Raw genomic sequence first — 21,232 nt, 5'->3', positions numbered from 1 at the left:
ATGCTGGAGCAGGAACAACTACTAGACCCGGATTACGCCGGATTTATTCGGAAAATCAAAGAGAGCACAGGCATTGATCTTGCTCAATACAAGGAAGGCCAGATGAAAAGACGGCTGACCACACTTCGTAACAAAAACGGATTTCATACGTTTTCTATCTTTTTTGATGCCATGCAAAAGGACAAGTCTCTATTTTATGAGTTTCTGGACCGCATGACCATTAACGTCTCGGAATTTTGGCGCAACCCTAATCGCTGGGAAGTACTGCGGGATGAAATCTTGCCCGAGTTGCTGGGTCCGAAGCGTGGCGTTAAGGTGTGGAGTGCCGCTTGTTCCACAGGCGAAGAACCTTACACGCTGGCGATGATTCTGGACACGATGGGGATTCTTAAGGGAAGCTCCATTACGGCAAGTGACTTGGATGAAGGTGCTCTCGCAAAAGCCAAGGAAGGGCGTTATATGGAACGCTCGCTTAAAGATGTTCCGAAGGAAACGGCCAATCGATACTTCAAGCAGGATGGCTTGGTGTACCGTATTGATGAACAACTGAAAAGTTCAGTTAAGTTCATGAAGCAAAATCTGTTGCTGGATCGTTTTGACGAGGGATATGATCTGATTGTGTGCCGCAATGTCATGATCTATTTTACCGAGGAAGCCAAAAACCTGTTGTATCACAAGTTTGCAACAAGTTTGCGTCCAGGTGGTATTTTGTTCGTGGGCAGTACGGAACAGATTTTCTCCCCAGGACAATATGGTCTGGAGACAGCGGAAACATTCTTTTATCGCAAAAAATAATTTTAATTATTTCATAACCGTCTGGCGTGCACATGTATATGTGTCCAGGCGGTTATTTGCATAATGGATGAATGGATATTTCCCAGACACGTCGGAATCTCAAACAATCACCATTCGAGTCCAATCCATTTTAGGACAAGAAACGACCGGCTTTCTTGTCAAAGCCGGTCAGCTATACTATAATAAGCAAAGAAATTATGGGATTTTAGCAATGTGAAGTTTAACAGTTTAAAGGGGGAACGTATTATGAGTTTACGCTATTTAACCGCAGGGGAGACGCACGGACCCCAATTAACCGCAATTATTGAAGGCTTGCCAAGCAATCTGAATATTGACTTTGAAGAGCTGAATTTTCAGCTTCACCGCCGCCAGAAGGGATATGGCCGTGGACGTCGCATGCAAATTGAGAAGGATCAGGCCAATTTCGTTGGTGGTATCCGTCACGGATATACAACGGGTGCTCCCGTAGCGTTGGTTGTTCAAAATAATGACTGGAAACACTGGCAGAATATTATGAATATTGAGCCGATTGAAGGCAGTGACGAAGAGAAACGTCGCGTTCATCGTCCACGTCCGGGACATGCCGACTTGAATGGCGGGCTCAAATATAACCTGAAAGATTTGCGTAATGTGCTGGAGCGTTCCAGTGCGCGTGAGACAACGGTGCGTGTAGCGTGTGGTGCTATTGCACGTCAATTCCTCGCTGAATTCGGAATCAAAGTAGCTGGACGTGTGTTGCGTATCGGAGAAATTGAAGCTCCTTATCAAGATCTGCCGATCGATGAACTGATCGAAGTGACAGAAGCTTCCTCCGTACGTGTAACTGATGCAGAAACCGAGAAGAAGATGGAAGCCTACATCGACCAGATCAAGCAGGAAGGCGACTCCATCGGTGGAATCGTTGAATGTATCGTTGAAGGTGTGCCTGTGGGTCTTGGTAGCCACGTACAATATGACCGTAAACTGGATGCACGGATTGCTCAGGGCGTAATGTCCATTAACGCATTCAAAGGTGTGGAAATTGGTATCGGGTTCGAAGCCGGAACGATTCGTGGTTCTCAGGTGCATGATGAGATTGTGCATAGTGAAGAGCGTGGTTATCACCGGGCTACCAACCGTTTGGGCGGATTCGAGGGCGGAATGACTAACGGTATGCCAGTTGTGGTACGTGGGGTTATGAAACCTATTCCTACGTTGTACAAACCGCTTCAAAGTGTGGATATCGATACCAAAGAAGCATTTACAGCTCAGGTTGAACGTTCTGATGCATGTGCTGTTCCGGCAGCGAGTGTCGTAATGGAGCATGTGGTAGCCTGGGAAATTGCAAAAGCTTTCCTTGAGAAATTTGGCGGAGACTCCATGGAGGAAATCCGCGCGAACTTTGCCAACTACAATAATCAACTGGAGAATTACTAAGATGCGCCAGCTGACAGTGCAGTTGGAGGAGCGCTCTTATCCAATCCTGATTGGCAGCGGTCTGTTGGCTCAAGCGCCTCAATATTTTGAGCAATATGGCTTAACCAAAAAAAGCCCCTTACTCATTATTACCGATGAGCATGTGGCCCCCAAATACTTGTCTGATCTGGAACAAACATTGCGTACGGCTGGTTTTACAGTCGTCTCCGCAGTTGTTCCATCGGGTGAAACATCCAAATCCCTTTCGGTATATCAGGATATGATGACTGTCGCCATTGAAGGCAAACTGGATCGCAGTTCGGCGATTGTTGCTCTAGGCGGGGGTGTAGTAGGGGATCTGGCTGGTTTTGTTGCTGCTACATATATGCGTGGAATCAAGTTTGTACAAGTGCCTACGACGATTCTGGCGCATGACAGCAGTGTTGGCGGCAAGGTGGCTGTCAATCATCCGCTGGCTAAAAATATGATCGGTGCATTCCATCAGCCAGAGCTGGTACTTTATGATGTGGATACTCTTCAAACCTTACCGCCACGCGATGTCTCGGCTGGTTTGTCAGAGATGCTGAAGCATGGACTGATTCGTGACGAAGCTTTTGCATACTGGTGTGAGGAGCATGCGGATGAGCTGCTTGCCCTTGATCCGGAAGCTCTGGGATATGGCTTGGAACGAGGCTGTGGTATTAAGGCAGAGATTGTATCGCGTGACGAACGGGAAAATGGAGAACGCGCATTGTTAAACCTGGGTCATACGATTGGTCATGCCATTGAAGCGATTGCCGGTTACGGCGAATTTCTGCATGGTGAAGCCATCTCGATTGGTATGGCGGGTTCGGCATTGCTCGGTGAGAAGTTGGGAGCCCCAGCAGGCCTCTATGACGATACGGTTCGCATGCTGCGTTCACTGCGCCTGCCGGTGACGATGCCAAAACATTTGGATACGGATGCATTAATGGATGCAATGATGCACGACAAAAAGTTCCGTGAAGGCCATATGGTCTTCATTATTCCTGACCGGATCGGCGCTGCCAGAATTGTGAAAGATGTACCGGTATCGGCAGTACGCGACGTCATTGAATTGCTCAAGAAGGGAGATTAAAAGCGATGGTTACTCGGGGAATTCGCGGGGCTACTACGGTCACGCATAATAACGAAGAACATATTTTGAAAGAAACGGCTGTACTATTGCAGGAAATCGTGGATCGTAACGAGATCCAACCCGAAGATATTTGCAGTGTGTGGATTACGATGACTGGAGATTTGGATGCTGCTTTCCCGGCAAAGGCAATTCGCCAGTTGGATGGCTGGGAGCTTGTACCCTTGATGTGTGCGCTGGAAGTTCCGGTTGCAGGCGCCTTGCCACAGTGCATCCGTTTTATGGTACATGTTAACACTGCAAAAGGTCAGAATGAAATCAACCATGTGTATCTTAACGGAGCACAGTCTCTGCGTCCCGATTTGGCGGCACCTTCCAAATCGTAAGATTAGAGTGGTTGTCAAATCATTCGGAATGCTGTATAGTGAGAACCAGTTGAGTAGAGTAGAGATTGAGCTGAGAGCAGCTGAGATGAGTGGAGTATATAGCAGAGTCTAGCGGGTGGTAACCGGAGCAACAGAAGCCGGTCAACTGATTCGCGGTACGTCGTGCTACGGAATTGTTGGAAACAGGATGAAGGAATGCAAACGTGTCTAGCGACATCGTTTTGTTTAGGTATAACACAACCGATATCCTCATGCATTTCATGAAAGAATGAGTGCTATGAATGAGAATAGTGTATACCGGTACATTTCCTTATGATTTGATGGATATATATTACATCAATACAACAGCCTGTGTGATAATTCGGTAAGGATGCATGTATATGGACTTGTTATTTATGAAGCACCAACCTGTTGAAACAGCTTATAACCAAACCTCTACCTGATGGTAGAGGTTTTTTTGTATATTGACTTGTTTCTTCTACCCATATAGGTTCAACTAAACTTTTTACACAAAAACGGAGAGGACAGAAATAACCTGAAGAAGCGGAGCGTTCGCCTTTATCACCGGATTTTCCCTTTAGAAAGGGAATCAAAAAATCTGGGGATAACAGCGATCGGAAGGTTGTTCTGTCATCGGAGTGCTCAGTGTAAACCTCTTTAGTTGAACTTATATAAATCTGAAAGGACGTGATCTGATGATAACGCCAAACGTTAATCAAGTACTGAAAATGTCGAATGAATATAATCTGATTCCGGTAGTCAAACGGATTCTGGCAGACATGGAGACCCCGATTCGGATTTTTCGCCGTTATGCTGACAACGACCGGGCATTTCTGCTGGAAAGTGTGGAGGGTGGAATTCAATGGGCGAGATATTCCTTCATTGGTACAGATCCGTTCCTGATGATCTCCGCCAAAAAAGGCCGGATCGTGGTAGAAGAAGCGGGACAGATTCGAGAACTGCCAGGCAAGCCGATTGAAGAACTCAAAGCGCTGCTGCGTAAGTATCGTAGTCCGAAGGATGATGAACTGCCCCCATTTACAGGCGGGGCCATCGGTTTCTTTGGATACGATCTGCTGCAATATTATGAGAAGCTTCCGGCCCACGCGCTGGATGATCTGAAAATGGATGATATTCGCTTCATGTTCTGTGACCAGATTATCGTGTTTGACCATGTGAAGCAGCAGATGCTGCTCGTGGGCAATGTGCACGTGAAAGACGGTGCAACGGATGATGATATCCGTAAAGCTTATGCTTTAACTTCTGAGAAGCTGGAACAGGCGGCTGAACGCTTGCAGCAGCAAGGACCAGGGGAGAACCTGAACCCGCGTTCCATCCCAGGAGACGTGGAACTGGGAGATATCCAATCCAATCTCACGAAGGAACAGTTTATCGGGAATGTAGAACAGGCCAAAGAGTACATTCGGGCAGGAGATATTTTTCAGGTGGTGTTATCCCAACGTTTCCATATTGATACCGAAGTTTCTCCGCTGCATGTATATCGCGTGCTTCGGACGTTGAATCCATCACCCTACATGTATTATCTGAAGATGGACGATGAAATTATCGTAGGGACTTCACCGGAAGCGTTGGTAAAAGTGGATGGAAACCGCGTAGAGACACGGCCGATTGCGGGAACCCGTCCAAGAGGAGCTACGGAAGCAGAAGATCGTGCATTGGCCGCAGATCTGCTGCAGGATGAGAAGGAACGTGCGGAACATCTGATGCTTGTCGATCTGGGTCGTAATGATCTGGGACGTGTGTCTAACTTCGGAAGTGTGAAATGTGACATGTTCATGGAGATTGAACGATATTCCCACGTCATGCACATGGTGTCCAACGTTACAGGTGAGCTTAGAGAAGACAAGGATTTCTTTGATGCATTTCTTTCATGTTTGCCAGCGGGTACCGTATCAGGTGCGCCGAAGCTGCGTGCGATGGAAATTATCGCCGAACTGGAAAAAGAAGCACGGGGTGCTTATGCAGGTGCAATCGGTTATCTTGGTTTCTCAGGCAACATGGACTCCTGTATTACAATCCGAACGATTATTTTCAAAAAAGGAAAAGCTTATGTGCAGGCTGGAGCCGGAATCGTATGGGATTCGGTGCCTGAGAATGAATATGAAGAAACAGTAAACAAAGCCAAAGCGTTGCTCAAGGCAATTCGTACAGCAGAAGCGATGTTTCCTGCCAAAGAAAAGGATCACACGTTGAAACTTGCCAACGCCGATTATTTTGTTACCCCGGCCACGGCCGCACAAAACTGAGAGAGGAGAGACCGGAAATGAATATGAACCCAGTCATGAATGAAGAATTCGAGCGATCTGTAACTGAAGTTAGTCATGCTGAAGGCATGAAGAATGGCCTTGCCAAAATTTTGGAGGGCAGCCACCTGGAGCAGGCAGAAGCGCGCGACCTAATGTACTCTATCATGAGAGGTGAGGCGACTCCGGCTCAAATCGGAGGTTTGCTTATGGGCTTGCGGATGAAGGGGGAAACGGTGGATGAAATCACGGGGTTTGCCGAAGCCATGCGTGGACAGGGCGGACGGATTCTGACGGACGGCAATGGACTGCTGGACACCTGTGGAACAGGGGGCTCTGGTATTCATAAATTCAACATTTCAACGGCGTCGGCCATCATTGCTTCAGCCGTTTCTGTCCGGGTGGCGAAGCATGGCAATCGCTCTGCCTCAGGCAAGGCGGGCAGTGCGGATGTACTTGAAGCCTTGGGCGTGAATATTCATCTGAACGGAGAGCAGGCGAGACAATGTCTCGATGAGATCGGAATCTGTTTTTGTTTTGCTCAGGTGTACCACCCATCTATGAAACATGCTGCTGCGCCAAGAAAAGAGCTGGGTGTGCGTACGATCTTTAACATGCTCGGACCTCTCACCAATCCTGCTGGAGCGGATCGACAATTGCTTGGTTTATATGACCGCAGCCGGACACCGATGATCGCTGAAGTGTTGAATCGTCTGGGGCTGAAAAGAGCTTTGGTCGTAGCGAGTCATGATGGACTGGATGAAATCAGCATCTCCGCACCTACCCAGGTATCCGAGCTGCGCAATGGTGAAGTGCATACGTATGACATTGATCCACGGGACATGGGATTATCGTTGCATCCGCTGGAATCGGTTCTTGGAGGAGATGCGGCTCAGAATGCCGAAATTATTAAAAGGATCTTCCAGGGAGAACGGAGCGCATACCGGGATGTCGTTCTGTTGAATGCTGGAGCGTGCATCTATGTATCCGGTTTAGCGAATACCATTGCAGAAGGTGTGTTGATGGCAACAGAAGCTGTAGACTCTGGTAAGGCTGCCAGAAAGCTGGAACAGTTAATTCATACAACGGAGGCGTACAGTCATGTATCTTGATCGAATCGTAGCAACCAAACATAAAGAAGTTGAAGTTCTCGCACAAACATTTCAGATGGACGATGCGCTGAAAAAGATAGAGGCATTACCCAATACTCGTGGATTCGAACGTGCTTTATCAGAGAGACGTAACCGTAAGCTGGGTCTCATTGCCGAAGTGAAGAAGGCTTCTCCGTCCAAAGGACTGATTCGTCCTGATTTCCATCCGGTAGAGATTGCTTCCGCATACGAACGGGCTGGAGCGGATTGTATATCCGTATTGACCGACGTTTCTTATTTCCAGGGAAATAGCGAATACTTGCAGGCTATTCATGAAGCTGTGAACATACCGCTACTGCGCAAGGATTTTATTATAGATGAGCGCCAGATTGCCGAGGCAAGGCTGCTTGGCGCGGATGCCGTTTTGCTGATTGCGAGCATTCTGACACCCGAACAGATGCGACAATATCTGACGTTTGCCAAAAGTCTGGGCCTGGATGCATTAATTGAAGTCCATGACCGTGCAGAGCTGGAGCAGGTACTCGATATTCCGCAGGCAACACTTGTGGGCATCAACAACCGCAATCTGAAAACATTCGAAACCAGTCTGAACACCACGTTGGATTTGATGAACTTGATTCCGGATGGTGTAACATTAATCAGTGAAAGTGGAATTGACGGCCCTCAACCATTGGAATCTCTTATTGAGGCAGGTGTGCATGGTATCCTTGTTGGGGAGCATCTGATGCGCAAAGACGATGTTGAAGCTGCGGTATATGAACTGATGGGTCCAAAAGCATGAATGCATTTAATCATGACGGCACAGGCAGCAGAGACGTAAATCTGCGAAAGCGGCCGGCAGCGGCTGTAAAAATATGTGGACTTCAGGACGTTGAAGTGCTAAAATCGATGATAAACTTGCCTGTGGATTACATTGGTGTTGTTTTTGCCCCATCCCGTCGCCGTATTACACCTGAACAGGGTGCCGAGCTAAGAACGGTTCTCTTGGACTGGACGATGTTCGATCGGCCCAAGCTGGCGGGTGTTTTCGTGAATCCCACGCTCGAAGAGCTGGAAAGCATCATGCAGATTTCACGCCTGGATGTCATTCAGCTGCATGGACAGGAATCGCCTGAATTTTGTGAAGAAGTGAAGCAGCGCTTCGGTACCGAAGTGTTTAAGGCTTTCTCTTTTCCCAAGGATGAAACAGGTTCATTATCTGACGATACCGCCTTGCTGGCACTTGATCCATATAAAAATGTGGTGGACGCCATATTGCTCGATACGTTTGACCCGCTCTATGGAGGGGGCTCCGGTAAAACCTTTGCCTGGGAACGAATTCCTTTCTACGCCGAATGGGCAAGAAAACATGGAATTGCATTGTTCGTGGCAGGAGGATTGCAGCCGGATAATGTGCAACAACTGATACAGACATATGCGCCGGACGGCGTCGATGTATCCAGCGGCGTAGAGTCCGAAGGTGTGAAGGATATTGCGAAAATTACAGCATTTGTAGAAAGGGTGAAGCAGGCATGACACATCAATTGCCGGATCAACACGGGCGTTTCGGTCCCTTCGGAGGCCGCTTTGTACCTGAGACACTAATGAACGCTCTAATCGAACTGGAGGAAGCGTATAGCCACTTCTCCGAAGACGAGGATTTCAACAAGGAACTGAATTACCTGCTAAGCGAGTATTCTGGACGGGAAACGCCTTTATATCATGCAGAGCAATTGTCCCGCCGCTTGGGTGGACCCAAAATTTATCTGAAACGTGAAGACCTGAACCATACGGGAGCGCACAAGATCAATAACGCTATTGGACAGGGATTGCTGGCTAAACGGATGGGGAAAAAGAAAGTCATCGCTGAAACAGGTGCAGGACAGCATGGTGTTGCCACGGCAACCGTTGCTGCATTGCTAGGGCTTGAATGCAAAGTGTTTATGGGCGAAGAAGATACGCAGCGACAACAATTGAACGTATTTCGGATGAAGCTGCTTGGGGCGGAAGTCATTCCGGTGACATCTGGAACGCGCACATTGAAAGATGCAGGCAACGAAGCACTCCGCTACTGGGTTAGCAATGTGGAAGATACCTTCTACGTGCTTGGATCTGTAGTCGGTCCTCATCCGTATCCAATGATGGTACGTAACTTCCAGCGAGTGATCGGTGATGAGACACGGCGCCAGATTCAGGAGATTGAAGGACGGCTGCCGGATGTGATTGTTGCAGCTGTAGGCGGCGGAAGTAATGCAATCGGCATGTTCTATCCGTTTATTGGCGATCAGGATGTGAAGCTTGTTGGTGTTGAAGCAGCAGGTAAAGGGGTGGACACCGAGTTCCATGCGGCTACGATGAGCAAAGGAACACATGGTGTATTCCAGGGTTCGATGAGTTATCTACTGCAAGATGAATATGGACAGGTTCAGCCAGCCCATTCCATTTCGGCGGGACTTGATTATCCAGGTGTTGGTCCCGAGCATTCCTATCTCAAAGATATTAAACGTGCAAAATATGTCCCGATTACGGACCAGGAGGCATTGGATGCCCTGCAGTTACTGAGCCGAACCGAAGGCATTATCCCTGCTTTGGAGTCAGCCCATGCTGTTGCACAGGTCATCAAGCTTGCACCTGAACTCAGCGCTGATGATATCGTTGTGATCTGTCTTTCCGGTCGTGGTGATAAAGACGTTGAATCCATTATGAAATATACAGGAGGGGACTTGGCATGAACCTGATGGACCAGACCTTCCAGCAATTGAAAGAACAGAACCGGACAGCACTTATCCCATTCCTTACGGTTGGAGATCCAGATGTAGACACCACGGTAGAAATCATTAAGGAATTGGAACAGGCGGGGGCAGACATTTTGGAGCTCGGTGTTCCCTATTCTGATCCGCTCGCAGATGGACCTGTAATCCAGCGTGCTTCCGAGCGTGCATTGAAAAGCCAGATCACGATTCGGACTTGTATGGAGACAGCGGCAAGAGCGCGTGCTGCGGGTGTAAAACTGCCTTTTGTACTGTTCACCTACTATAATCCGGTATTACAGACGGGACTGGATGTATTTTTTGACGAGTTGATCAAACACGAAATCAGCGGCATGATCATCCCGGATCTTCCGATTGAGGAAGCGGAGGATATGCGACGCCGTGCGGATGCTGCAGGTGTGCATCTGGTTCCGCTCGTAGCTCCTACGTCCAATGCGAGAATCGAGCGTATTGTCACGGGAGCACGTGGTTTCATCTATTGTGTCTCTTCTCTAGGTGTTACGGGAGAGAGAGCTTCCTTTTTCGATGGGGTAGAGAGCTTCATTGAAACTGTAAAGAGTCTTACAGATCTTCCGGTCGCTGTTGGCTTCGGCATTTCCAGTCACGAGCAGGTCGCTCGTTTCTCCCGTATCTGTGACGGCGTTGTTGTAGGCAGTGCTATCGTTCGTCAGGTGGAAGAAGCCATACCTCTTCTTGGAAACCCGGATACACGTCAGGCGGGACTGTTGCAAATTCGCAACTTTGTGGCACAATTAAAAGGATAGGGATTCAATGATGTTACATCCACGGGGCATGCTCAGCACAGGCTGAGGCATGTCCATAACTATTTTAATAACAGGAGGCGGTCGAGTTGAAACCGAAGTCCCAGATTGTCAATCTGCCTGTATATAAACCGGGCAAACCGATTGAAGAAGTGAAACGTGAACTGGGTTTGGAGCAAGTGATTAAGCTGGCCTCCAACGAAAATCCATATGGAAGTTCGCCTGCTGCGCTTGAAGCGATCACCAGAGAGCTGGTCAATGTAAGCATATATCCGGATGGAAGTTCCAAGGAACTGACTGAAGTGCTGGCGAAGCATCTGGGAGTGGAACGGAATAATCTGATCTTTGGTTGTGGATCGGATGAGATCATTGCGTTGATCACTCGTGCATTTTTCCTCCCGGGAGACGAGAACATCATGGCCGACCAGACGTTCTCTGTATACAAAAGTAATGCTGACATCGAAGGTGCTGTCAGCATTGAAGTGCCACTTAAAGATGGAACTCACGACCTGACTTCCATGCTGGCGCAAATCAATGATAAGACCAAAGCAGTTTGGGTGTGTAACCCCAATAACCCAACGGGTACAATTATCTCTGAGCAGGAATTGACGGCATTCCTGGATCGTGTACCTTCTCATGTCATGGTTGTGCTGGATGAAGCCTATTATGAATTTGTAACGGATGAGGCGTATCCACAAAGCATCCCTATGATTGAGCGTTATCCTAACCTGGTCATTTTGCGGACATTCTCCAAAATCTATGGCTTGGCTTCATTGCGTATTGGATACGGTATTGCACGTCCGGAAGTGATCGATCTGATCAACCGCGTGCGTGAGCCGTTTAATACTTCACGCTTTGCTCAGGTTGCCGCAAAAGCAGCGCTGGAGGATCAGGCTTTTGTCCAAGCATGTGCGGAGCGTAATGCAGTAGAGCGAGCGTATTTGCAAAATGAATTCAAGCGGTTAGAATTGCCGTTTTTCCCTTCCCAGGGTAACTTTATCATGGTTGATCTGGATATGCCTTCCGCAACGGCGTTCCAGTCGCTATTAAAACAAGGTATTATTGTTCGTCCTGGATTCGATGTATATCCAACATACATTCGTGTGTCCGTCGGAACATCAGAACAGAACCGTGCGTTCGTCACGGCACTGGAGAACACGCTGGCTGAGAAGGCGGTAGCACGCCCTTAAATCTGGCGACGAAAAGAGTGAGGACCCATGAAATTAAAAATTGCAATGATCGGTGTAGGGCTCATCGGCGGTTCATTGGCGCTTTGCTTTAAAGGCAAGCCCGGTGTAACGGTGATGGGCTATGCCCACCTGCCTGAATTGAAGGACAAGTACATAGCGAGTGGTGTAGTGGATGATGCTACACTCTCCCTGGAGGAAGCGGTACAGGATGCCGACTTTATTTTTTTGTGCGTACCTGTTGGGCTGCTCGAATCATATTTTGAACAGTTGGCCAAGCTTCCCTTGAAAAAGGGATGTATCATTACAGATGTTGGCAGCACAAAGGCGTCCATCGCAGCCTGTGCGGAGCATGTACGCATGAGTGATGCCTACTTTATTGGCGGTCATCCTATGGCCGGATCTGAGCGTGCAGGTGTGGATGCAGCCTCAGCTGTGTTATTCGAGAATGCATACTATGTCTTGACCCCTTCAGAATATGTACCTGAAGAAGCTTACGACAGGTTATCTGATCTTCTTGCGTATACACGTGCCCAGATTGTTCGTGTAGAGCCGCTGCTGCACGATGACATTGTGGGAGCGATCAGTCATTTGCCACATGTCATTGCAGTTGCGCTCGTCAATCAGGTGCGCGAATATAATGAATCGAACCCTTTATATAAAATGCTGGCTGCAGGCGGTTTCCGGGATATTACCCGGATTGCCTCCAGTGATGCCATTGTATGGAGAGATATCCTGCTGAGCAACCGTGAGGTGCTGCTGGGCTTGCTGAAGGACTGGAACAGCCAGATGACGGCTTTCACTGAAATGCTGGAGCAACAAAATGGTGAGGGCATTGAGGAAGCGTTCCGTCAGGCACGCGAGTTCCGCAGCGTGCTGCCAGAACGTCGGAAAGGTATGATCTCGTCGTTGTTTGATCTTTATACGGATGTGCAGGATGCGCCGGGAATGATCGGCAAGATTGCCACCGAGCTTGGGGCGAATGATATTAACTTAAGCAACATGGAAATTATTGAAAACCGGGTCGATGTGCCGGGCATTATGCGTTTGTCGTTCCGGCAGGAAGAAGAAATGGAACGGGCCAAAACGTTGCTGGATTCCCTGGGGTATCAAGTATGGGTTTAGGTTTTTGAAAGGGGGCGAAAGCCCTCTTTTTTATGTTGAAAACCGTCTGTTACAGGATATGTCCTAAAAAAGGACAAAAAAAAGACCGCTTACATAAGCGGCCATTGCTCACGTGGAGCAATACAGTTATTGGATAGGAGTGGAGAGAAACCATACTGTACTTTTATTATATGTATACGTTTTCATTTTGTCAACACTTTGAGTAAAATTGTTTAAAATAATTATAACATTCGTAAATTAAGGAAATATAATCCTTGCTTAAAGTGGAATTGATCCTTATTTGGACAATTGCATGGTAACGAAATTCTTCTGAAATTTTAAATTAATTCTTTATTCGCATAAACTTTTTGAGGCTTTCGTTCGTCCAATATAATAGTGGCTTCACAAAAGGGATCAAATTGAAGTCATGGACGAGAAAATGGCTGCATAATAATGACTGGTCGGGCTTCAATGGAAGCCATGGATTTGCCAGGATGATGCAGACCGTTGTACAATAAATACTGTTAATGTAGAAACGTTGGGGAAATTGCCATTACATAGGGGAATTTGGCGGGAAGGCCTGTTTTGGCGCTGAACGCTGTTTTATGCGGTGAAAACCGCAACTTTTTTGTGCCTGTTCGGTAATACATGGATAGAGTCGAACGGGGAGAAGCACATGGATGGGCGAGGAGGGGTCGCACTCAAATGACGGATTCCCAGTTGATTCGAGAGATCAAGGAAGGTAACCTAGAGTTATATTCCGAGCTGATGAGTCGTTATCAGCGTAAAATACTGGCTTTCGTATATCATATGTTGAAAAGTTCTAATATGGAGCTGCTTGCGGAAGATCTCTGTTCTGAGACTTTCTATAAGGCGTTCCGCAGTCTGCACTCATTCCGAGAGGTGGATGCCTCGTTCTCAACCTGGTTATATACCATTGCGAGAAATACGGTATTGAGTGAGCTTCGCAAACAGCGTAGTGGGAGTGTTCCACTTGAAGAGAGCGGTATTGTACCTGTTGCTCCTTCTGAGAATGCGCCAGAGCATGCTGTATTGCGCAGTGAGCGGGTGATGCTGGTTAGGGATGCAATTAACAATTTACCGGAGAAGCAGCGTTCTGCCATTATACTCCGTGAGTATGATCAACTAGATTACCAGGAGATTGCAAATATTCTTGGGCAGAGCGTTAGTTCTGTGAAATCGTTATTGTTCAGAGCAAGATCAAGCGTAAAAACTCAATTGGAACCTTATTTCTTCGAACCGGTCTACGAGCCATATGAAGGGATGAAGAACCGATGAATTGCAATGAAGCCCAGGAGCTGTTTGCACTGGTCTGGGACTTGCCGGAAGCTCATCCTCAGCGGATTGCATTTCATGCTCATCTCGCTGGTTGTGAAGATTGCTCGCAGCAATTTGAGGTTTGGGAAGAAGCTCAAATTCTGCTGCACAGCATACCGGTCCCAGTGACAGAACAACAGGCAGAGAGAGTAAACCGTAATGTTATGGAACGGATCTATGCGGAGTCTCCATGGCTATTGCCGGAAGAGGCAAAGGTTAATCGTTTCTCTGCTGTGATCCGCAAGCATATGTCTTTGTGGATTGCTGCTTTCCTGGCAATTTTCTTATGCAGCTTTTTGTACATGGCGATGTTTAAGCCAGACGTAACAGAAGCTGAGCAGACCAGCGTGGTCTCTACAGGTATTTTGGAGACAGGGGTAGCGGGCAGTGAGCCTACTTCCTCCGGATTGTACAAGTACAACATGACGGGAGCGGACAGAGGGAGCATTATTGAGCCCTTCGTTGTGAGCATGGGCCCAGCGTATCCTCAGTACTGGATGGCGTTGTCGTTGCTTGCAATTGGTATGGCTCTGTTCTCTCTTGGGCGTATGCATCGTTCAACGAACAAACGCAAACAAGGTGCACGTGCTTAGGTAAAGCTTTCGTTCACCGTATAGAGAAATGAGGGATGAGATGCGGATCGGGCTTATTCGTCACGGCCTAACCGACTGGAATGCGGCAGGACGTATTCAAGGACAGACAGACATACCTCTGAATGCAGAAGGTCGAGAGCAAGCTGAGCGTCTGGGTAGACGTTTGCTTACCGAAGAGTATCGTTGGGACCACATCATAACAAGCGGGCTGTCCAGGGCTCAGGAGACAGGAGAGATCATCTCCGGGCTATTGAATGTTCCTTTGCTGGAGCCAGATGCACGCTTGAAGGAGCGTGCTTTTGGTCAGATTGAAGGTCTGACGTCCGAAGAACGTGTGGCTCGCTGGGGCGCTTCCTGGGAGACGCTGGATCTGGGACAGGAACAGATTGTTGATATTCAGACACGTGCATTGGGCTTTCTGGAGGATTTATGGGAGGCTCATCAGGACCAAAATGTGCTGATTGTCTCCCATGGCGCTTTTTTAGCCAATCTGCTATCAGCTTTGTACAAAGACCGCTATACGGAACGAATTGGAAACCTGTCACTCACGATCCTGGAGAAGGAACGTGACGATTGGAGACCATTGCTTTACAACTGCACACGACACCTTTCATTGGATCTGGCGAAACAACCTGAGTGATTGACTCAGGTTGTTTTTTTGCATTATGGGCGTTTATTACCATCTTTCTATATGATTTTGAACCTCTCATTCTTCTTCTGAGCAGGCAACTTTGGGCATAGTATGGTTAAAACATAAAAGATTTGCAAAAAAGAGGTTTAGATCATGGGAATTCCGTCAACGATGTTTACAAAACCAAACTACTCCAGGCCCCGAATCAACAGCCAAAAAGTAGTCAAGGGCGAGGCGATGGACCCATGAATCTAGCGGATATGCTTACTTTTGCCGATATCGGCCAGCTTAATCGAATAGCAGACTATTACCAGTGCGAGTGTAAGCCCAATTCCAAACATGAACTCATCCAGAGTATTCTCACTACATTGGGCAGCAGACCATTTTTTGAGCAGCAGGTTCGTGAACTAAACCAGGTAGATCTGCGATTTTTAAACAACTTGCTGTTTGATGCCCGCCAATACTTCGGTATGGAGGAACTTGTCGCCATTGCTCGTCAATCGATGGATAAAAAAGATAGCGAAGCTGGAGCCAGTCCACGTGATCTTATCGTACGGTTCACGAAGAGTGGATGGTTGTTTAATGGCACAACTCAGCAGACCAGATACCTGTATCAGGTACCTAAGGATTTGCAAATGAGATTTCGGGATGTGTTATCCAATCATCTGAAATCAGGCATTGCACAGACGAGCGAGCCTCCCGTTTACAGGGATGAATACCATCTACTCGCGGATGATCTGAAACTGTTTCTCCAATTTGTCCAGCAGCATGAAATAGCACTAAATGCAGAAGGCATGATGTACCGTCGTTCCCAGCAGCAGATCATGGAGCATTTACATGTGAGTGAAGCGTTGGTGGGTAAGGCTGGATGGAGATTCGGTTATGGTCGTTCGTTCAAGGACTACCCCGACCGATTTGCTTTCATCTATGACTACGCTTTTCATCATCGTCTGGTCCGTGAGGAGCAGGGCACGCTGAAATTGTCAGCTTCCGGTGAAGACAAGCTGGGTGCGGAGAAAACAGCCGAGATGATACAGCTATTTCGGTTTTGGTTAAGACTTTATAAAGGTGCTATTCCCAATCTGTCCTCCATTGTGTACTGGACAGGGGAATGTGCAGCTGGCTGGTCCACAGTAGAGTCTTTGTTCCGCCAGATTGGTCCCTACATTCAGCCGTTCTATTATGACACTGCAGAGACGATTTATGACAACAGGATACTCAAAATGATGCTGCATCTGGGCATGCTTCGCATTGGAGAACATGCAGATGGGCGAACAGTACAAATGACAGCATGGGGTTCACGTCTTGCGTCATCCTGTCGCTCACTGTCCGGGGATATTACCCCCGTTATGTTTGACAAGTGAAGGACAAGTTGCTAAAATCACTCCCAAATTAAGGAGTGATACTTATGATAATTCCATACAAAGGTATGCAACCCCAGTTACACCCTTCGGTATATATGGCTGAAGGCGCCAAACTTATAGGTGATCTGACAATGGGTGAAGAATCTACGATCTGGTTCAATGCTGTGCTGCGCGCCGATCTGGCACCCATTGTGATTGGACGGCGCTGTAATATACAGGATAATGCTGTTGGGCATGTCAACACGGATCAGCCTTTGATTTTGGACGACGATGTGTCGGTGGGGCATTCTGCGATTATCCATGGATGTCGTATCGGAACAGGTTCGCTGATTGGTATGGGCGCTATCCTACTCAATGGAGCCGAAATTGGTGAATATACGCTGATCGGGGCCGGTTCTGTTGTTACTGAAAATACTAAAATACCGCCTTATACTCTTGCTTTGGGCACACCAGCCAAAGTGATACGTGAGTTGACTGACGCAGATCTTGAGCGGATGTCGAGAACTACACTAGGTTATGTTGCCAAAGGAAAGGAGTATAGGAGCTCTTAAATCCGTTTTGGAGGTGCATCCTATTGGATAAAATGAAAGTTACGTATGAAGTCATGTTGGGGCTGGCTGCTGAGATGGTGTGGGACGACGCGCTTCGTAAACAGCGCAGCGAGAAGCTGTATATGGAAATCGATAAGGCATTGGCTACCGGAGACGAAGTAGCTTTCCGGAATCTGACGGATGAACTGAAGGCCATAAACTGATGAGCATGTAAAAATAAATATATAACACAGAAATGCGTGAAACACGCATTTCTTTTTTGCGTTTATTACCATTCCTGCACGGAAAAAGTATGAATCTCTGGATTTATAATATACGCTCATATATAATATGGGAATAAAATGGATAGAGAGGGGAATTAGGGAATTGAAATTCAGTGAGATGACTCAAGACAGCTGGGCGGAACTGCAACTCTATCTGGATACATGCCTTATTCCATATACAGCCCTGACGGGCAAGCACTCCCCGGTTGAAGCGACCGAGGCGTTGGAGCGGCTTAGAGATTTTTTGGATATGGTAGAGATTCCGTTCAAAGGGCGTATCATGACTTACCCTGCATTCCATTATGCGTGTCCGGATATGTCAATGGCATTAAATACCTTATCCGAACAAATCAAATCCTCCGGTTTCAAATATGTGGTTATAATGTCATCTGATGGAGAATTGGAACAGACCCAAGTGACTTCAGCTGATTTGGTATTAAGTCGTTCTGTTTTAATTCGAGAGGTTGGAGAAGAGGGGATTTCGCGTTTGGTCGGGGAAAAAATTCGTGAGTTATGGAAAAGATGACCTTCCTGTGACAAATGTGACAATTTACCAACAATTTTTTAATAACGCTTACAAATGAAGCTTAAAAATGTGTGACAAATTCTTGACGGTGTTCTAGGGCTACTATATGATTATGTATGTTCTAGTAAGTCGTGGAATTTCTGATAATGAAAACGATTGAGAGAGTTGGCTGACAAAGGGGGTTGGAGACAGTATGAGCAGTGAGCATGACCAGCACGAAGCTTCGATGAAATTGCCAAGCCGCATGGAAATGTCACGCAGGCAGTTTTTGACGTACACGCTTGGTGGAGCTACAGCCTACATGGCCGCCGGTGCAATACTCCCCATGGTCCGTTTTGCGGTGGACCCGATATTGCAGCACAAGGGAGAAGGCACCTCTGTCAAAGTAGCGGAAATCAGCAAAATTACGAATGAACCTCAAGAATTTACGTTTGAATTGAAACAGCAAGACGGTTGGTATTTGAGCAATGCTTCGTTAATCGCCTGGATCAGGAAAGATGAGCAGGGCAAAATCTATGCGCTTTCACCCATTTGTAAACATTTGGGATGTACCGTAGGTTGGAACAGTGATAAGCAATATCCCGACGAATATCATTGTCCATGCCATGGTGCGCATTATGACAAGGAAGGCAAGAATCTTGCCGTAGCCCCGAAGCCGCTTGATGAGTATGTGGTGAAGGAAGATCAGGGTTGGGTTTATCTGGGCGACATTATTCCGAACACCCGAGTCAAATAGGAGGCGTGAACGCAGATGTTTAAAAATGTCTATGACTGGATTGACGAGCGTCTCGATATCACGCCAATTTGGAGGGACGTTGCGGATCATGAAGTTCCAGAGCACGTAAACCCGGCTCATCACTTTTCCGCATTCGTGTACTGCTTTGGTGGATTGACGTTCTTTATCACTGTTATTCAAATTTTGTCAGGGATGTTCCTGACCATGTATTATGTGCCTGATATTATTAATGCTTACGCCAGTGTCGAGTATTTGCAGACCAAAGTAGCCTTCGGCCAAATTGTACGCGGGATGCACCATTGGGGAGCCAGCTTGGTTATCGTTATGATGTTCTTACATACGATGCGTGTGTTCTTTACCGGCTCTTACAAAGCACCACGCGAGATGAACTGGGTTGTCGGCATGCTGATCTTTTTTGTCATGCTGGGTCTGGGGCTTACGGGGTACCTGTTGCCTTGGGATAACAAAGCCTACTTTGCAACCAAGGTTACGCTGGAGATTGCGAATACGGTTCCTTGGCTGGGGCCGATCATTAAGGAATTCCTGCAAGGCGGAACTATTGTAGGTGCGCAGACGTTAACACGGTTCTTTGCCCTGCACGTCTTCTTCCTTCCGGCTGTGCTTCTGGTGCTTCTGGTCGGTCACTTTATTATGATCCGCAGACAGGGCATTTCGGGACCACTATAATCTGAGAAGGGAGGAATCGACATGGCTCACGGACACAAGTCAGATGACCAGGAAAAGATTATCTTCGTCGGGGACTCACGCGTCCGTAAAGGAGCGGGGTTTATAACTCCACCGGATTACACGGCGTATCCCGGCAAATCAGAGGCTTTTATTCCTAACTTCTTGCTGAAGGAATGGATGGTTGGTGTCGTTGTACTGGTTGGTATTCTGGTATTAACGATTTCGGAACCTGCACCACTGGGCTACCCGGCCAATCCAAGTGCATCGGTTATCCCGATGCCGGACTGGTACTTCCTTTTTCTGTATCAGTATTTGAAGTACCCATATGCCTCAGGTGATTATGTCCTGCTCGGGGTACTTGGAGTCAGCGGAGTTGCTTTCGGCGCTTTGTTACTGGCCCCTTTTCTGGATACAGGCAAGGAGCGGCGTTTCTACAAACGTCCGATTGCATCATCACTTATGATTCTATCAGTGATGGCCGTGTTCTACCTGACCAATGTTGCATGGACACACTACGCGCATGAGTTGGAAGCAAGCGGCCAGAAGCCGGAACACATTCAGCGTGAAGAAGAAGCGCGGGAGAAACGCGCCCAGGGTCTTCCTACGTCGAATGCGCCAGGTCAAAAAGAAGAAGTGGCGATCGTTGAGAAGGATGACCCTGCAATGGAAACCTTCAAAAAGGCCGGATGTATCGGATGCCATGCGGCAGATATGAAGGGCGCAGGAGGGCCTTCGCTTCGGGGTGTGGGTGACAAACACAGCCAGGAAGAAATTCTGACGATTATCAAAGAAGGATATAACAGTATGCCCGCAATGTATGATCAAGCAATCGCCCAAGGGCTGACAGATGATGACATCAATCACCTGGCGGAATGGCTTGCGAAACAGAAGGCAGAACAGTAAAATCGAAATAAGCAATGAAACCTGATCGTTTATGCGGTCAGGTTTTTTTGAGGCGTTTTTCGCAACATTATTTTTTGGAACGTACAATACATTTGATGAAAGGGGCAGAGCCTGTGGCTTTATCGTACTTTTGGAGCCGGGAATTTCTAACGAGCCGTTATTTCCTGTGGCTTCTTTTTTGGTGTAACGCATTAGGAACAGTATATGGATACATATGGTACGGGGATCAATTGGAGTATACGCTGGCACAGCAACCACTGTGGCAAATTGTGTTTGTGCCGGACAGTCCGACTGCGAGTCTGTTTTTTACACTATCCTTGTTGTGGATTTTGTACAAGCCGAAATCGATGCTTCTAAATCGGATTGGACATGTCGTACAGGCGCTTGCTGTGGTTACTTCGGTAAAATACGGCGTATGGGCAGTCTCCATCATTTTTGCAGGCTGGATGCAGGGGGGCGCACAGAATTGGCAGGATTGGATGTTAATTGCGTCGCATAGCGCCATGGCTATCGAGGCTTTGCTGTATGTGCGATTCTTTGGGTTCCGTTGGGGTGCTTTGGTGATTGCTGCATTATGGACGCTGTTAAACGATACAATGGATTATACCTATGATATCTTCCCTTGGCTGCCTGCATCGCTGATGGACCATCTGGATGGCGTCCGCAATTTCACCGTTGGACTGACGCTAGTGAGCATTCTCTGTGCATGGCTTGCCTTAAGGCAGGCCAAACGGGCCTGATTCATCATGTAAGCTTGTTCTAAGGGACCCTC

Annotated in this window: 23 protein-coding genes; all 23 read left to right on the top strand. The window is 47.6% G+C overall.

Annotated features, from left to right (window positions below):
- Positions 1-795, top strand: a complete 795-nt coding sequence (locus tag MKY42_RS21160; RefSeq protein WP_076288938.1) for a protein-glutamate O-methyltransferase CheR — start codon at positions 1-3, stop codon at positions 793-795.
- Between the two features lie 246 nt (positions 796-1,041).
- Positions 1,042-2,211: a chorismate synthase gene (gene aroC, locus MKY42_RS21155; protein WP_063566771.1), complete on the top strand. Its 1,170-nt coding sequence runs from the start codon at positions 1,042-1,044 to the stop codon at positions 2,209-2,211.
- A gap of 1 nt (position 2,212) precedes the next feature.
- Positions 2,213-3,307, top strand: coding sequence for a 3-dehydroquinate synthase (gene aroB / locus MKY42_RS21150; protein WP_339844450.1), 1,095 nt, complete (start codon positions 2,213-2,215; stop codon positions 3,305-3,307).
- Positions 3,308-3,312: 5 nt separating this feature from the next.
- Positions 3,313-3,690: a chorismate mutase gene (gene aroH, locus MKY42_RS21145; RefSeq protein WP_090900580.1), complete on the top strand. Its 378-nt coding sequence runs from the start codon at positions 3,313-3,315 to the stop codon at positions 3,688-3,690.
- Between the two features lie 695 nt (positions 3,691-4,385).
- The gene (trpE, locus tag MKY42_RS21140; protein WP_090900577.1) at positions 4,386-5,957 is read left to right on the top strand and encodes an anthranilate synthase component I; all 1,572 of its coding nucleotides are present in this window, start codon (positions 4,386-4,388) and stop codon (positions 5,955-5,957) included.
- Between the two features lie 17 nt (positions 5,958-5,974).
- The gene (trpD, locus tag MKY42_RS21135; RefSeq protein ID WP_339844446.1) at positions 5,975-7,066 is read left to right on the top strand and encodes an anthranilate phosphoribosyltransferase; all 1,092 of its coding nucleotides are present in this window, start codon (positions 5,975-5,977) and stop codon (positions 7,064-7,066) included.
- Positions 7,056-7,847: an indole-3-glycerol phosphate synthase TrpC gene (gene trpC / locus MKY42_RS21130; protein WP_063566775.1), complete on the top strand. Its 792-nt coding sequence runs from the start codon at positions 7,056-7,058 to the stop codon at positions 7,845-7,847. The genes trpD and trpC overlap by 11 nt, the downstream gene beginning before the upstream one ends.
- Entirely contained in the window at positions 7,844-8,581 is a 738-nt protein-coding gene (locus MKY42_RS21125; protein WP_339844442.1) for a phosphoribosylanthranilate isomerase, read from the top strand. The genes trpC and MKY42_RS21125 overlap by 4 nt, the downstream gene beginning before the upstream one ends.
- Positions 8,578-9,777, top strand: a complete 1,200-nt coding sequence (gene trpB / locus MKY42_RS21120; protein ID WP_090900568.1) for a tryptophan synthase subunit beta — start codon at positions 8,578-8,580, stop codon at positions 9,775-9,777. The genes MKY42_RS21125 and trpB overlap by 4 nt, the downstream gene beginning before the upstream one ends.
- Entirely contained in the window at positions 9,774-10,580 is an 807-nt protein-coding gene (gene trpA / locus MKY42_RS21115; protein WP_090900565.1) for a tryptophan synthase subunit alpha, read from the top strand. The genes trpB and trpA overlap by 4 nt, the downstream gene beginning before the upstream one ends.
- An 86-nt stretch (positions 10,581-10,666) precedes the next feature.
- Positions 10,667-11,767: a histidinol-phosphate transaminase gene (gene hisC / locus MKY42_RS21110; RefSeq protein ID WP_339844437.1), complete on the top strand. Its 1,101-nt coding sequence runs from the start codon at positions 10,667-10,669 to the stop codon at positions 11,765-11,767.
- Positions 11,768-11,794: 27 nt separating this feature from the next.
- On the top strand, positions 11,795-12,889 hold the full coding sequence (locus tag MKY42_RS21105) for a prephenate dehydrogenase (RefSeq protein ID WP_090900559.1): 1,095 nt from the start codon (positions 11,795-11,797) through the stop codon (positions 12,887-12,889).
- 684 nt (positions 12,890-13,573) lie between these two features.
- Positions 13,574-14,167, top strand: coding sequence for a sigma-70 family RNA polymerase sigma factor (locus tag MKY42_RS21100; protein ID WP_053780698.1), 594 nt, complete (start codon positions 13,574-13,576; stop codon positions 14,165-14,167).
- Positions 14,164-14,799 (top strand): zf-HC2 domain-containing protein, encoded by a 636-nt coding sequence (locus MKY42_RS21095; RefSeq protein WP_090900556.1) that lies wholly within the window; start codon positions 14,164-14,166, stop codon positions 14,797-14,799. Before MKY42_RS21100 ends, MKY42_RS21095 begins: the two co-directional genes overlap by 4 nt.
- Before the next feature lie 40 nt (positions 14,800-14,839).
- On the top strand, positions 14,840-15,439 hold the full coding sequence (locus MKY42_RS21090) for a histidine phosphatase family protein (RefSeq protein ID WP_090900553.1): 600 nt from the start codon (positions 14,840-14,842) through the stop codon (positions 15,437-15,439).
- Positions 15,440-15,675: 236 nt separating this feature from the next.
- Positions 15,676-16,794, top strand: coding sequence for a hypothetical protein (locus MKY42_RS21085; protein WP_339844431.1), 1,119 nt, complete (start codon positions 15,676-15,678; stop codon positions 16,792-16,794).
- Between the two features lie 44 nt (positions 16,795-16,838).
- Positions 16,839-17,345 carry a gamma carbonic anhydrase family protein gene (locus MKY42_RS21080; RefSeq protein WP_063566783.1) on the top strand — a complete coding sequence of 169 codons (507 nt, stop codon included), beginning with the start codon at positions 16,839-16,841 and terminating at the stop codon, positions 17,343-17,345.
- A 23-nt stretch (positions 17,346-17,368) separates the two neighbouring features.
- On the top strand, positions 17,369-17,548 hold the full coding sequence (locus tag MKY42_RS21075; protein WP_024630643.1) for an IDEAL domain-containing protein: 180 nt from the start codon (positions 17,369-17,371) through the stop codon (positions 17,546-17,548).
- 163 nt (positions 17,549-17,711) lie between these two features.
- Positions 17,712-18,134 (top strand): DUF2487 family protein, encoded by a 423-nt coding sequence (locus MKY42_RS21070; protein ID WP_339844426.1) that lies wholly within the window; start codon positions 17,712-17,714, stop codon positions 18,132-18,134.
- A 193-nt stretch (positions 18,135-18,327) separates the two neighbouring features.
- Positions 18,328-18,870, top strand: a complete 543-nt coding sequence (locus MKY42_RS21065; protein ID WP_090900541.1) for a ubiquinol-cytochrome c reductase iron-sulfur subunit — start codon at positions 18,328-18,330, stop codon at positions 18,868-18,870.
- Between the two features lie 15 nt (positions 18,871-18,885).
- Positions 18,886-19,557 carry a cytochrome b6 gene (locus MKY42_RS21060; RefSeq protein WP_017687726.1) on the top strand — a complete coding sequence of 224 codons (672 nt, stop codon included), beginning with the start codon at positions 18,886-18,888 and terminating at the stop codon, positions 19,555-19,557.
- A 21-nt stretch (positions 19,558-19,578) separates the two neighbouring features.
- Complete coding sequence (locus MKY42_RS21055) at positions 19,579-20,460, top strand: c-type cytochrome (RefSeq protein ID WP_339844421.1); 882 nt, start codon at positions 19,579-19,581, stop codon at positions 20,458-20,460.
- A 113-nt stretch (positions 20,461-20,573) separates the two neighbouring features.
- Positions 20,574-21,200, top strand: a complete 627-nt coding sequence (locus tag MKY42_RS21050) for a DUF1405 domain-containing protein (protein WP_109998660.1) — start codon at positions 20,574-20,576, stop codon at positions 21,198-21,200.
- The last annotated feature ends 32 nt before the right edge of the window (positions 21,201-21,232 follow it).

It is taken from the genome of Paenibacillus sp. FSL W7-1088 (genome assembly GCF_037969855.1).
Lineage (GTDB): Bacteria > Bacillota > Bacilli > Paenibacillales > Paenibacillaceae > Paenibacillus.
This window is presented reverse-complemented; position numbering and strand designations above follow the sequence as displayed.

Bases quoted from the DNA above. Each gene is read 5' to 3' on its own strand.
- MKY42_RS21160 (WP_076288938.1), top strand. From the start codon at position 1: ATGCTGGAGCAGGAACAACTACTAGACCCGGATTACGCCGGATTTATT.
- aroC (WP_063566771.1), top strand. From the start codon at position 1,042: ATGAGTTTACGCTATTTAACCGCAGGGGAGACGCACGGACCCCAATTA.
- aroB (WP_339844450.1), top strand. From the start codon at position 2,213: ATGCGCCAGCTGACAGTGCAGTTGGAGGAGCGCTCTTATCCAATCCTG.
- aroH (WP_090900580.1), top strand. From the start codon at position 3,313: ATGGTTACTCGGGGAATTCGCGGGGCTACTACGGTCACGCATAATAAC.
- trpE (WP_090900577.1), top strand. From the start codon at position 4,386: ATGATAACGCCAAACGTTAATCAAGTACTGAAAATGTCGAATGAATAT.
- trpD (WP_339844446.1), top strand. From the start codon at position 5,975: ATGAATATGAACCCAGTCATGAATGAAGAATTCGAGCGATCTGTAACT.
- trpC (WP_063566775.1), top strand. From the start codon at position 7,056: ATGTATCTTGATCGAATCGTAGCAACCAAACATAAAGAAGTTGAAGTT.
- MKY42_RS21125 (WP_339844442.1), top strand. From the start codon at position 7,844: ATGAATGCATTTAATCATGACGGCACAGGCAGCAGAGACGTAAATCTG.
- trpB (WP_090900568.1), top strand. From the start codon at position 8,578: ATGACACATCAATTGCCGGATCAACACGGGCGTTTCGGTCCCTTCGGA.
- trpA (WP_090900565.1), top strand. From the start codon at position 9,774: ATGAACCTGATGGACCAGACCTTCCAGCAATTGAAAGAACAGAACCGG.
- MKY42_RS21105 (WP_090900559.1), top strand. From the start codon at position 11,795: ATGAAATTAAAAATTGCAATGATCGGTGTAGGGCTCATCGGCGGTTCA.
- MKY42_RS21100 (WP_053780698.1), top strand. From the start codon at position 13,574: ATGACGGATTCCCAGTTGATTCGAGAGATCAAGGAAGGTAACCTAGAG.
- MKY42_RS21095 (WP_090900556.1), top strand. From the start codon at position 14,164: ATGAATTGCAATGAAGCCCAGGAGCTGTTTGCACTGGTCTGGGACTTG.
- MKY42_RS21090 (WP_090900553.1), top strand. From the start codon at position 14,840: ATGCGGATCGGGCTTATTCGTCACGGCCTAACCGACTGGAATGCGGCA.
- MKY42_RS21085 (WP_339844431.1), top strand. From the start codon at position 15,676: ATGAATCTAGCGGATATGCTTACTTTTGCCGATATCGGCCAGCTTAAT.
- MKY42_RS21080 (WP_063566783.1), top strand. From the start codon at position 16,839: ATGATAATTCCATACAAAGGTATGCAACCCCAGTTACACCCTTCGGTA.
- MKY42_RS21065 (WP_090900541.1), top strand. From the start codon at position 18,328: ATGAGCAGTGAGCATGACCAGCACGAAGCTTCGATGAAATTGCCAAGC.
- MKY42_RS21060 (WP_017687726.1), top strand. From the start codon at position 18,886: ATGTTTAAAAATGTCTATGACTGGATTGACGAGCGTCTCGATATCACG.
- MKY42_RS21055 (WP_339844421.1), top strand. From the start codon at position 19,579: ATGGCTCACGGACACAAGTCAGATGACCAGGAAAAGATTATCTTCGTC.